The 12,793-nt window shown below is 64.3% G+C and carries 6 protein-coding genes and 3 rRNA genes; 7 read left to right on the forward strand and 2 right to left on the reverse strand.

All coding sequences use genetic code 11. The annotated features are described in order from the left end of the window. Nucleotides 1-41: 41 nt before the first annotated feature. Entirely contained in the window at nt 42-1,712 is a 1,671-nt protein-coding gene (ptsP, locus tag ACZ6TD_RS40580) for a phosphoenolpyruvate--protein phosphotransferase (RefSeq protein ID WP_471346211.1), read from the reverse strand. Nucleotides 1,713-1,817: 105 nt separating this feature from the next. After that, nucleotides 1,818-2,264, reverse strand: a complete 447-nt coding sequence (locus ACZ6TD_RS40585; protein ID WP_471346213.1) for a PTS sugar transporter subunit IIA — start codon at nt 2,262-2,264, stop codon at nt 1,818-1,820. Between the two features lie 565 nt (nt 2,265-2,829). Between ACZ6TD_RS40585 and ACZ6TD_RS40590 the strand changes: the two genes are divergently transcribed. From ACZ6TD_RS40590 to ACZ6TD_RS40620, 7 genes are all read left to right on the forward strand, one after another. Next, nucleotides 2,830-4,356: ribosomal RNA gene (locus ACZ6TD_RS40590) — 16S ribosomal RNA — on the forward strand. Nucleotides 4,357-4,633: 277 nt separating this feature from the next. After that, nucleotides 4,634-7,754, forward strand: a 23S ribosomal RNA gene (locus ACZ6TD_RS40595). Nucleotides 7,755-7,844: 90 nt separating this feature from the next. Further along, nucleotides 7,845-7,961, forward strand: a 5S ribosomal RNA gene (gene rrf, locus ACZ6TD_RS40600). The 16S, 23S and 5S rRNA genes sit together here, the layout of an rRNA operon. Before the next feature lie 147 nt (nt 7,962-8,108). After that, on the forward strand, nt 8,109-8,717 hold the full coding sequence (locus ACZ6TD_RS40605) for a CDP-alcohol phosphatidyltransferase family protein (protein WP_137976679.1): 609 nt from the start codon (nt 8,109-8,111) through the stop codon (nt 8,715-8,717). 114 nt (nt 8,718-8,831) lie between these two features. Beyond that, nucleotides 8,832-11,327: a mannose-1-phosphate guanyltransferase gene (locus ACZ6TD_RS40610; protein WP_037964941.1), complete on the forward strand. Its 2,496-nt coding sequence runs from the start codon at nt 8,832-8,834 to the stop codon at nt 11,325-11,327. A gap of 116 nt (nt 11,328-11,443) precedes the next feature. Beyond that, on the forward strand, nt 11,444-12,370 hold the full coding sequence (locus ACZ6TD_RS40615) for a DUF881 domain-containing protein (RefSeq protein WP_413099402.1): 927 nt from the start codon (nt 11,444-11,446) through the stop codon (nt 12,368-12,370). Then, a complete protein-coding gene (locus ACZ6TD_RS40620; protein WP_014058688.1) occupies nt 12,367-12,699 on the forward strand; it encodes a small basic family protein in 333 nt (110 codons plus the stop codon). Before ACZ6TD_RS40615 ends, ACZ6TD_RS40620 begins: the two co-directional genes overlap by 4 nt. Nucleotides 12,700-12,793: the final 94 nt, after the last annotated feature.

Genomic DNA, 12,793 nt, shown 5'->3' on the forward strand with positions numbered 1-12,793 from the left:
ACGGCTCAAAGCCCACGGCTCACATAGCGCGGTTCACCGGCTCATTCGCCGGACAGCACCGCCTGTGCCGCCCGGCGGGCATCCTCCGCGGTGTCCGCCGCGCGCGCCGCGGAGGCGGCCCGCTCGCACTGCGCCAGCGTGTGCTTGGCCAGCGTCGCGCGCACATACGGAATGGAGGCCGCGCCCATGGAGAGGCTGGTGACACCCAGACCGGCCAGCACACACGCCAGCAGGGGATCGGAGGCGGCCTCACCGCAGACACCACAGCTCTTGCCCTCGGCCTGCGCGGCCTCCGCCGACGCCGCCACCAGGTCGAGCAGCGCGGGCTGCCACGGGTCCTGGAGCCGTGACACCGCACCGACCTGACGGTCGGCCGCGAAGGTGTACTGCGCCAGGTCGTTGGTGCCCAGCGACAGGAACTCGACCTCCTGGAGGATCGAGCGCGCCCGCAGCGCGGCGGACGGAATCTCCACCATCGCGCCGAACTTGGCCCGCAGCCCCGCCTCACGGCACGCGTCGGCGAACGCCTTGGCATCCAGCCGGTCGGCCACCATCGGGGCCATCACCTCGAGATAGACCGGCAGCCCCTCCGATGCCTTGGCCAGGGCCGTGAGCTGCGTCCGCAGCACCTCGGGGTGGTCCAGCAGGGTACGCAGACCGCGTACGCCCAGCGCCGGGTTGGGCTCATCGGCCGGGGTGAGGAAGTCCAGTGGCTTGTCCGCGCCCGCGTCCAGGACCCGCACCACCACCCGGCCCTCGGGGAACGCCTCCAGCACCTGCCGGTACGCCGCGACCTGCTTCTCCTCCGACGGCGCCTGAGTGCTGTCGTCGAGGAAGAGGAACTCGGTGCGGAACAGCCCCACACCCTCGGCGCCCGCCTCGACCGCCGCCGGTACATCGGCCGGTCCGCCGACGTTCGCCAGCAGCGGCACCTTGTGCCCGTCCGACGTCGCGCCCGGACCGGAGGAGGCGGCCAGCGCGGCCCGGCGCTCCTCGGCGGCCCGCGTCAGCTCGTCCCGCTTCGCCTCGCTCGGGGACACGAAGATCTCACCGGTGCTGCCGTCGACGGCGATCAGGGTTCCCTCGACCAGATCCCCGGCACCGGGCAGCGCGACCACGGCCGGCACCCCCAGGGCACGGGCGAGGATCGCGCTGTGGCTCGTCGGCCCGCCCTCCTCGGTCACGAACCCCAGCACCAGCGTCGGGTCGAGCAGCGCGGTGTCGGCGGGGGCGAGGTCCCGCGCGATCAGCACATACGGTTCATCGCTGTCCGGCACACCCGGCATCGGCACACCCAGCAGCCGCGCCACGATCCGGTTCCGCACATCGTCGAGGTCGGCCACCCGGCCTGCCAGATAGTCACCGGCCCCCGCCAGCAGCGCCCGGTAGGCGGCGAAGGCGTCGTACACCGCGCGCTCGGCGGTGCTGCCCACGGCGATGCGCCGCTCGACATCGGCGATCAGCTCCGGGTCCTGCGCCATCATGGCCTGCGCCTCGAGCACGGCCTGGGCCTCGCCGCCCGCCAGATTGCCGCGCGCGACCAGATCGGCTGCCACGGCCTCCACCGCCTGGCGCGCCCGCCCCTGCTCGCGCGGCGCCTCATCGGCCGGAATCTGCTTCGCCGGCGGCTCCAGGACCGCCGTTCCCATATGGCGCACCTCGCCGATGGCCACCCCGTGGCTCACGCCGACGCCTCGCAGCGTTGTCTCCATGTCACCCGTCCCCGGTCGATGCGGCGGAACCCCGCCATGGTGGATGTCGTACCAGCAGTGCGCCGCCCGGCCCGGTCCCCATCGGCCGCCGGGCGCACGCCCGGCTCACCAGTCGAAGAGTGCGTCGCCCGCCTTCACATCGACGTCCTCCTTGACGTCGGACAGGGCATCGGCCGTGGCCTCGAGCGCCACGATCGGGCAGATCGGCGACTTGCCCGCGGCCACGGCGGTGGCCGGGTCCCAGCGCACGATCGCGTCACCGCGCTTGACGGTGTCCCCCTTGTTGATGAGGACCTCGAATCCCTCACCGTTCAGCTGCACCGTGTCGATGCCGAGGTGGGTGAGCACACCGTGCCCCTCCCCGTCCACGACGACGAACGCGTGAGGGTGCAGGGAGACGACGATGCCGTCGACCGGAGCCACGGCCACGAAGGGCTCGAGCACCGGATCGATCGCCGTGCCCGGACCGACCATGGCGCCGGAGAACACCGGATCGGGTACCGCTTCGAGTCCGATCACGCGGCCGGCGACCGGTGAGGTCACGCTGGTCATGGGAGCCTCCCGGGGGGTGAAGATTCATCACGCGCCGTCACCACCTGTCCCGGACAGCGCACTGCCCAGAAGAGTAAGTCATAGGAACTACGGATTCCGCACACGTGGCGCAGGCAGGAGGGGGTGCCCGGGCCGCGAATCGATTTGCCACGGCCGCGCGGGGCGCTGTACTGTCGTATCCCTGCCCACCGGATGAAGCACCGCGAACATCCGCGTGCACATCCAGGTTCAGGGCGGCGCCATCAGTTACTTGATCCAAATCTCGGATCCGCTTTCGCATGCCTTGCGAGAGACACGGGTACGGAGAGCCGGAAATAGTCTGATAGCGTGTGAAACACCGAAGGGAAGCGCCCGGAGAAGCCGGTGAAACGGTTTCGAAGGAAGCGTCCGTTCCTTGAGAACTCAACAGCGTGCCAAAAGTCAACGCCAGATATGTTGATACCCCGTCCTTCTTGGACGAGGTTCCTTTGAAGAAACACAACAGCGAGGACGCTGTGGACGGTCCGGGTTATTCCTCCGGTTCCGTTCCGCTCTCGTGATGTGTTGCCGGGATAGCCCGGAAGCATTCACGGAGAGTTTGATCCTGGCTCAGGACGAACGCTGGCGGCGTGCTTAACACATGCAAGTCGAACGATGAACCGGTTTCGGCCGGGGATTAGTGGCGAACGGGTGAGTAACACGTGGGCAATCTGCCCTGCACTCTGGGACAAGCCCTGGAAACGGGGTCTAATACCGGATATGACTACCGACCGCATGGTCTGGTGGTGGAAAGCTCCGGCGGTGCAGGATGAGCCCGCGGCCTATCAGCTTGTTGGTGGGGTGATGGCCTACCAAGGCGACGACGGGTAGCCGGCCTGAGAGGGCGACCGGCCACACTGGGACTGAGACACGGCCCAGACTCCTACGGGAGGCAGCAGTGGGGAATATTGCACAATGGGCGCAAGCCTGATGCAGCGACGCCGCGTGAGGGATGACGGCCTTCGGGTTGTAAACCTCTTTCAGCAGGGAAGAAGCGCAAGTGACGGTACCTGCAGAAGAAGCGCCGGCTAACTACGTGCCAGCAGCCGCGGTAATACGTAGGGCGCAAGCGTTGTCCGGAATTATTGGGCGTAAAGAGCTCGTAGGCGGCTTGTCGCGTCGGATGTGAAAGCCCGGGGCTTAACCCCGGGTCTGCATTCGATACGGGCAGGCTAGAGTTCGGTAGGGGAGATCGGAATTCCTGGTGTAGCGGTGAAATGCGCAGATATCAGGAGGAACACCGGTGGCGAAGGCGGATCTCTGGGCCGATACTGACGCTGAGGAGCGAAAGCGTGGGGAGCGAACAGGATTAGATACCCTGGTAGTCCACGCCGTAAACGTTGGGAACTAGGTGTGGGCGACATTCCACGTTGTCCGTGCCGCAGCTAACGCATTAAGTTCCCCGCCTGGGGAGTACGGCCGCAAGGCTAAAACTCAAAGGAATTGACGGGGGCCCGCACAAGCGGCGGAGCATGTGGCTTAATTCGACGCAACGCGAAGAACCTTACCAAGGCTTGACATACACCGGAAAACCCTGGAGACAGGGTCCCCCTTGTGGTCGGTGTACAGGTGGTGCATGGCTGTCGTCAGCTCGTGTCGTGAGATGTTGGGTTAAGTCCCGCAACGAGCGCAACCCTTGTTCTGTGTTGCCAGCATGCCTTTCGGGGTGATGGGGACTCACAGGAGACTGCCGGGGTCAACTCGGAGGAAGGTGGGGACGACGTCAAGTCATCATGCCCCTTATGTCTTGGGCTGCACACGTGCTACAATGGCCGGTACAATGAGCTGCGAAGCCGTGAGGTGGAGCGAATCTCAAAAAGCCGGTCTCAGTTCGGATTGGGGTCTGCAACTCGACCCCATGAAGTCGGAGTCGCTAGTAATCGCAGATCAGCATTGCTGCGGTGAATACGTTCCCGGGCCTTGTACACACCGCCCGTCACGTCACGAAAGTCGGTAACACCCGAAGCCGGTGGCCCAACCCTTGTGGAGGGAGCCGTCGAAGGTGGGACTGGCGATTGGGACGAAGTCGTAACAAGGTAGCCGTACCGGAAGGTGCGGCTGGATCACCTCCTTTCTAAGGAGCACATGGCCGACTGCAAGCAAGTGTCTTGCACGGTTGCTCATGGGTGGAACGTTGACTATTCGGCACACTTGACCTGCTCTGGTCGCTAGTACTGCTTCGGCGTGGAACGTGAGATGGAGGGTTGAGGGTGTCGGGCACGCTGTTGGGTGTCTGAGGGTACGGGCCATGGGTCTGTCCTTCGGGCCGGTCCCGGTGTACTGCACGGTGAGTGTGGGTGACGGGGTACGGGTCGTTGTTTGAGAACTGCACAGTGGACGCGAGCATCTGTGGCCAAGTTTTTAAGGGCGCACGGTGGATGCCTTGGCACCAGGAACCGATGAAGGACGTGGGAGGCCGCGATAGGCCCCGGGGAGCTGTCAACCGAGCTGTGATCCGGGGGTGTCCGAATGGGGAAACCCGGCAGTCGTCATGGGCTGTCACCCATACCTGAACACATAGGGTATGTGGAGGGAACGCGGGGAAGTGAAACATCTCAGTACCCGCAGGAAGAGAAAACAACCGTGATTCCGGGAGTAGTGGCGAGCGAAACTGGATGAGGCTAAACCGTATGTGTGTGATACCCGGCAGGGGTTGCGCATGCGGGGTTGTGGGTTCGTACTTCAGTCGTCTGCCGGCGGCTGGGTGAGTCAGAAATTGTTGATGTAGGCGAAGGGCATGCGAAAGGCCCGGCGTAGAGGGTAAGACCCCCGTAGCTGAAATGTCAGCAACTTGCTTGTGCGATACCCAAGTAGCACGGGGCCCGAGAAATCCCGTGTGAATCTGGCGGGACCACCCGCTAAGCCTAAATATTCCCTGGTGACCGATAGCGGATAGTACCGTGAGGGAATGGTGAAAAGTACCGCGGGAGCGGAGTGAAATAGTACCTGAAACCGTGTGCCTACAAGCCGTGGGAGCGTCGCCGTGTTCTTTGGAGCACGGTCGTGACTGCGTGCCTTTTGAAGAATGAGCCTGCGAGTTTGCGGTGTGTTGCGAGGTTAACCCGTGTGGGGAAGCCGTAGCGAAAGCGAGTCCGAATAGGGCGGTTTAGTAGCGCGCTCAAGACCCGAAGCGGAGTGATCTAGCCATGGGCAGGTTGAAGCGGAGGTAAGACTTCGTGGAGGACCGAACCCACCAGGGTTGAAAACCTGGGGGATGACCTGTGGTTAGGGGTGAAAGGCCAATCAAACTCCGTGATAGCTGGTTCTCCCCGAAATGCATTTAGGTGCAGCGTCGTGTGTTTCTTGCCGGAGGTAGAGCACTGGATAGGCGATGGGCCCTACCGGGTTACTGACCTTAGCCAAACTCCGAATGCCGGTAAGTGAGAGCGCGGCAGTGAGACTGTGGGGGATAAGCTCCATGGTCGAGAGGGAAACAGCCCAGAGCATCGACTAAGGCCCCTAAGCGTACGCTAAGTGGGAAAGGATGTGGAGTCGCAGAGACAACCAGGAGGTTGGCTTAGAAGCAGCCATCCTTGAAAGAGTGCGTAATAGCTCACTGGTCAAGTGATTCCGCGCCGACAATGTAGCGGGGCTCAAGCGTACCGCCGAAGTCGTGTCATTGCAGCATGACCCCTAACGGGGGCTGTGATGGGTAGGGGAGCGTCGTGTGCCGGGTGAAGCAGCCGTGTAAGCGAGTTGTGGATGGTTCACGAGTGAGAATGCAGGCATGAGTAGCGATACACACGTGAGAAACGTGTGCGCCGATTGACTAAGGGTTCCTGGGTCAAGCTGATCTGCCCAGGGTAAGTCGGGACCTAAGGCGAGGCCGACAGGCGTAGTCGATGGACAACCGGTTGATATTCCGGTACCCGCTTTGAAGCGTCAACGCTGAATCAGGCGATGCTAAGGCCGTGAAGCCGCCCTGGATCCTTCGGGTGAAGGGGAGTGGTGGAGCCGCCGGACCAGACTTGTAGTAGGTGAGTGATGGGGTGACGCAGGAAGGTAGTCCAGCCCGGGCGGTGGTTGTCCCGGGGTAAGGGTGTAGCCCGAGGGGTAGGTAAATCCGTCCCTCATTTAAGGGTGAGACCTGATGCCGAGCCGATTGTGGTGAAGTGGATGATCCTATGCTGTCGAGAAAAGCCTCTAGCGAGTTTCATGGCGGCCCGTACCCTAAACCGACTCAGGTGGTCAGGTAGAGAATACCGAGGCGTTCGGGTGAACTATGGTTAAGGAACTCGGCAAAATGCCCCCGTAACTTCGGGAGAAGGGGGGCCATTGCTGGTGATGGGATTTTCTCCTTGAGCTGGTGGTGGCCGCAGAGACCAGCGAGAAGCGACTGTTTACTAAAAACACAGGTCCGTGCGAAGCCGTAAGGCGATGTATACGGACTGACGCCTGCCCGGTGCTGGAACGTTAAGGGGACCGGTTAGTGGGGTTTCGATCCCGCGAAGCTGAGAACTTAAGCGCCAGTAAACGGCGGTGGTAACTATAACCATCCTAAGGTAGCGAAATTCCTTGTCGGGTAAGTTCCGACCTGCACGAATGGCGTAACGACTTCTCGACTGTCTCAACCATAGGCCCGGTGAAATTGCATTACGAGTAAAGATGCTCGTTTCGCGCAGCAGGACGGAAAGACCCCGGGACCTTTACTATAGCTTGATATTGGTGTTCGGTTCGGCTTGTGTAGGATAGGTGGGAGACTGTGAAGCATTGACGCCAGTTAGTGTGGAGTCGTTGTTGAAATACCACTCTGGTCGTGCTGGATGTCTAACCTGGGTCCGTGATCCGGATCAGGGACAGTGTCTGGTGGGTAGTTTAACTGGGGCGGTTGCCTCCTAAAGGGTAACGGAGGCGCCCAAAGGTTCCCTCAGCCTGGTTGGCAATCAGGTGTTGAGTGTAAGTGCACAAGGGAGCTTGACTGTGAGACCGACGGGTCGAGCAGGGACGAAAGTCGGGACTAGTGATCCGGCGGTGGCTTGTGGAAGCGCCGTCGCTCAACGGATAAAAGGTACCCCGGGGATAACAGGCTGATCTTCCCCAAGAGTCCATATCGACGGGATGGTTTGGCACCTCGATGTCGGCTCGTCGCATCCTGGGGCTGGAGTCGGTCCCAAGGGTTGGGCTGTTCGCCCATTAAAGCGGTACGCGAGCTGGGTTTAGAACGTCGTGAGACAGTTCGGTCCCTATCCGCTGTGCGCGTAGGAGTCTTGAGAAGGGCTGTCCCTAGTACGAGAGGACCGGGACGGACGAACCTCTGGTGTGCCAGTTGTTCTGCCAAGGGCATGGCTGGTTGGCTACGTTCGGGAGGGATAACCGCTGAAAGCATCTAAGCGGGAAGCCTGCTTCGAGATGAGGGCTCCCACCCACGTGATGGGTTAAGGCTCCCAGTAGACGACTGGGTTGATAGGCCAGATATGGAAGCCGGGTGACCGGTGGAGTTGACTGGTACTAATAGGCCGAGGGCTTGTCCTCAGGTGCTCGCGTCCACTGTGTTGGTTCTGAAGCAATGAACCGTCTGACCCCCATGTGTATGGGTTGTGTCCGGTGTTTGTTTCATAGTGTTTCGGTGGTCATAGCGTTAGGGAAACGCCCGGTTACATTCCGAACCCGGAAGCTAAGCCTTTCAGCGCCGATGGTACTGCAGGGGGGACCCTGTGGGAGAGTAGGACGCCGCCGAACAATTCTTCTAAAGACCCCGATGGGAAATTCATTCCCCTCGGGGTCTTTTTCGTGCCCATGTCCACTACGCCCCGGTGCGGGGCCTGTGCGGGCCTACCGGTAGAGTCATGGGGCATCATCGGCCTGTTTCTCACGGGAGGCTCCCGGGTGGAGGTACAGGAGACACGCGTTCAGACGGACCGTGTGCTCACCATCCCGAACATCCTCAGCGCTGCGCGCCTCGTCGGCGTGCCGCTTTTCCTGTGGCTGATCCTCCGGCCCGAGTTCGGCGGGCCCAACAGCGATGGCTGGGCGCTGCTGGTACTGGCGCTCAGCGGTGTCAGCGACTATCTCGACGGGAAGCTGGCCCGTCGCTGGAACCAGATCAGCAGTCTCGGCCGGCTTCTCGACCCGGCGGCCGACCGCCTCTACATACTGTCGACTCTTGTCGGTCTCACCTGGCGCGAGATCCTGCCCCTCTGGCTCACCGCGGTCCTTCTCGCGCGCGAGTTGGTCCTGCTGGTGATGGTGGGCATCCTCCGGCGCCATGGCTATCCGCCGCCCCAGGTGAACTTCCTCGGCAAGGCGGCCACCTTCAACCTGATGTATGCCTTCCCGTTGCTCCTTCTGAGTGAGGGAAGTGGCTGGCTTCACACGACCGCCGCTATTTTCGGATGGGCGTTCGCCGGATGGGGTACAACACTCTATTGGTGGGCAGGAGTCCTCTACGTGGTTCAGGTCCGCCGACTCGTCAGGGCGGACACCGCGGCCGACTGAGCTCGCCGTAGCGGCGTCCATAGAGGCCGGGGCCCGTAGCGCTTTTAGGTGTGAGGGCCATCGGGCGTGCGCGGTCGGCATGACCGTCGTCTCTTCAAGGAGGACGCTTCCGATATGAAGGCCGTCGTGATGGCAGGGGGCGAGGGGACTCGTCTGCGCCCGATGACCTCGACCATGCCCAAACCGCTGCTGCCCGTGGCCAACCGGCCGATCATGGAGCATGTGCTGCGGCTGCTCAAGCGGCATGGTCTCAGCGAGACCGTGGTGACAGTCCAGTTCCTCGCCTCCCTCGTCAAGAACTACTTCGGTGACGGCGAGGAGCTCGACATGGAGCTCACGTACGCGAATGAGGAGAAGCCACTCGGCACCGCCGGAAGCGTCAAGAACGCGGAGGAGGCGCTCAAGGACGACACCTTCCTTGTGATCTCGGGTGATGCCCTGACGGATTTCGACCTCACGGATCTGATCAATTTCCATAAGGAAAAGGGCGCCCTTGTCACCGTCTGCTTGACGCGCGTTCCCAATCCGCTCGAGTTCGGTATCACCATCGTCGACGAGGGTGGAAAGGTCGAGCGCTTTCTGGAGAAGCCCACCTGGGGCCAGGTCTTCTCCGATACGGTCAACACCGGCATCTATGTCATGGAGCCGGAAGTCTTCGACTATGTCGATCCCGATGTTCCGGTCGACTGGTCCGGAGATGTCTTTCCCCAGCTGATGAAGGAAGGCAAGCCCATCTTCGGCTATGTCGCCGAGGGCTACTGGGAGGACGTCGGCACCCATGAGAGCTATGTGAAGGCCCAGGCGGACGTTCTCGAGGGCAAGGTCGATGTCGAGCTCGACGGATTCGAGATCTCGCCCGGCGTATGGGTCGCCGAAGGGGCGGATGTGCATCCGGAGGCCGTGCTCCGCGGTCCGCTCTACATCGGCGACTACGCCAAGGTGGAGGCCGGTGCCGAGATCCGTGAGCACACCGTCGTCGGCTCCAATGTCGTGGTGAAGAGCGGCGCCTTCCTCCACAAGGCGGTGGTGCACGACAACGTGTATGTCGGCCAGCAGAGCAATCTGCGCGGCTGTGTCATCGGCAAGAACACCGACATCATGCGCGCCGCCCGGATCGAGGACGGCGCCGTCATCGGCGATGAGTGCCTGATCGGCGAGGAATCGATCGTCCAGGGCAATGTCCGGGTCTATCCGTTCAAGACCATCGAGGCGGGCGCGTTCGTCAACACCTCGGTGATCTGGGAGTCCCGGGGGCAGGCCCATCTGTTCGGCGCCCGCGGCGTCTCCGGCATCCTCAATGTGGAGATCACCCCGGAGCTCGCGGTGCGGCTCGCCGGGGCGTACGCCACGACGCTCAAGAAGGGCTCCACCGTCACCACGGCGCGTGACCACTCCAGGGGCGCGCGGGCGCTCAAGCGGGCGATGATCTCCGCCCTGCAGACCAGCGCCATCGACGTGCGGGACCTGGAGAACGTGCCGCTGCCGGTGGCCCGGCAGCAGACCGCGCGCGGCAGCGCCGGCGGCTTCATGATCCGGACCTCGCCCGGGGTGCCCGACTCGGTCGACATCATGTTCTTCGACGAGCGGGGCGCCGATCTCTCCGCGGGCGGTCAGCGGAAGCTGGACCGGGTGTACGCCCGCCAGGAGTACCGCAGGGCGTTCCCGGGCGAGATCGGTGACCTCAGCTTCCCGTCGAGCGTCTTCGACTCGTACACGGGCTCGCTGCTGCGCGCCGTGGACATCAGCGGCATCGCCGAGTCCGGCCTGAAGGTCGTCGTGGACGCCGCCAACGGCAGCGCCGGGCTGGTGCTCCCCAGCCTGCTGGGCCGGCTCGGGGTGGACGCGCTGACCATCAACCCGGGCTTGGACGAGTCGCGTCCGACGGAGACCGCCGACGCCCGCCGGTCGGGGCTGGCCCGGCTCGGCGAGATCGTCGCCTCGGCGCGTGCCGCGTTCGGAGTGCGGTTCGACCCGGTCGGTGAGCGCTTCTCGCTCGTCGACGAGCGCGGCCGCATCGTGGAGGACGACCGGGCGCTGCTGGTGATGCTCGACCTGGTGGCCGCGGAGCGGCGGAGCGGACGGGTGGCGCTTCCGGTGACCACGACCCGTATCGCCGAGCAGGTGGCGGCGTACCACGGCACACAGGTGGAGTGGACGACCACCGCGGCGGACGATCTGACCCGGGTCGCCCGGTCGGAGTCGACCATCTTCGGAGGCGACGGGCGCGGTGGGTTCATCATCCCCGAGTTCAGCAGCGTCTTCGACGGCACGGCCGCCTTCGTCCGGCTGATCGGCCTGGTGGCGCGCACTCAGCTGACGCTGAGTCAGATCGATGCGCGGATTCCGCGGGCGCATGTCCAGCGGCGCGATCTGGCCACCCCCTGGGCGGTCAAGGGCCTGGTCATGCGGCATGTGGTGGAGGCCGCGGGGGACCGTTCCGTGGACACCACCGACGGGGTGCGGGTCGTGGAGACCGACGGGCGGTGGGTCATGGTGCTGCCCGACCCGGCCGAGGCGGTCACCCATCTGTGGGCGGAGGGCCCGGACGACGCGTCCGCGCAGGCCCTGCTGGACGAGTGGTCCAGCGTCGTGGACAGCGCGGGGCGCTGATCCCGGGGCCGCCCGAGCACGTCTGAGCGCGTGGGGCCGCCGTCCCGAGGTCCCGGATCCGGCACGCCGGAGGGGCCATTCGGTGGCGGCGGCCGCCACGTGCGACGATGTGCGGCATGTCGCAGCAGCCCCCCGTTCGGAGCACAGCATCGCCGCGCCCGCGCCCGCGCCTCGACGCGTCCATGTCGCTGCTGACCAATGTGATGGACCACAGCCTCGACGACGGCTACGCCGAGGCCGCCGCGCGGCGCGGGGAGACCGGTCGCTCGGGCCTGCCGCGCACGGTGCGGGCCAAATTGGGGCTGGCCTTCGGTCTCGTCCTGGTCGCGGTCGTCATCACCATCGGCGCCGCCGAGGCGCGGATATCGGCGCCGACGCTGGCCAAGGAGCGGGGAGAGCTGATCGACCGCATCGAGACGGGGAACTCGAACGCGGACAAGCTCGCCAGGAGCGTGGACAAGCTCCGCGGCGAGGTCGGGGAGAAGCAGCGGCAGGCACTGGAGAAGCACGGCGGGGCCAAGGCCGATCTGGTGGCGCTGCTCTCGGGGGCCAACGAGGTGACGGGCCCCGGGGTGAAGCTGGTGGTCGACGACGCCAAGGACGCGGCGAGCAGCGGCGGGGGACCACGGGAGAGCGCCGACTTCTCCGACACCGGCCGGGTGCGCGACCACGACATGCAGCGCGTCGTCAACGGCCTGTGGGAGTCGGGCGCGGAGGCTGTCTCGATCAATGGGCAGCGGCTGACGGCGCTCTCGGCGATCAGGGCCGCGGGAGACGCCATACTGGTCGACAACAAGCCGCTGGCGCCGCCGTATACGGTGCTCGCGGTGGGGGACGGGCAGCGGCTGAGCACCGCTTTCCAGAACAGTGCGGACGGACAGTACCTGCATGTGCTGCAGCAGAACTATGACATCCGTACGAGCATTTCCGCCCAGGACTCGCTCCGGCTTCCGGCCGCGCCGAGCCTGATCGTACGCACCGCGGAACCGATAGCCGGTGGCTCCGGCAAGGGTGACGCCGACACAGGGAAGGGCACATCGTGATCGCCGTATTGGGGCTCATCGTGGGAGTCGTGGTGGGACTTGTGGTCCGACCCGTGGTGCCGACGGTGGTCGAGCCCTATCTGCCGATCGCCGTCGTGGCGGCACTCGACGCGGTCTTCGGGGGCTTCCGGGCGATGCTGGACGGGATCTTCGACGACAAGGTCTTCGTCGTATCGTTCCTGTCCAATGTGGTGGTGGCCGCACTGATCGTCTTCCTCGGTGACAAGCTGGGCGTCGGTGCCCAACTGTCGACGGGAGTCGTGGTCGTGCTCGGTATCCGGATCTTCTCCAACGCGGCCGCGATCCGCCGCCATGTGTTCCGGGCGTGAGGCCGATGACGACCGACGACACCCCGGAGAAGCCCGAGAGGGCACAGTCGGCCGAAAACCGACGGCAGGCCGACACGCCACGAAAGCCGGCCGA

Source organism: Streptomyces yongxingensis (assembly GCF_055597465.1).

Bases quoted from the DNA above. Each gene is read 5' to 3' on its own strand.
- ptsP (WP_471346211.1), bottom strand. From the start codon at position 1,712: ATGGAGACAACGCTGCGAGGCGTCGGCGTGAGCCACGGGGTGGCCATC.
- ACZ6TD_RS40585 (WP_471346213.1), bottom strand. From the start codon at position 2,264: ATGACCAGCGTGACCTCACCGGTCGCCGGCCGCGTGATCGGACTCGAA.
- ACZ6TD_RS40610 (WP_037964941.1), top strand. From the start codon at position 8,832: ATGAAGGCCGTCGTGATGGCAGGGGGCGAGGGGACTCGTCTGCGCCCG.
- ACZ6TD_RS40615 (WP_413099402.1), top strand. From the start codon at position 11,444: ATGTCGCAGCAGCCCCCCGTTCGGAGCACAGCATCGCCGCGCCCGCGC.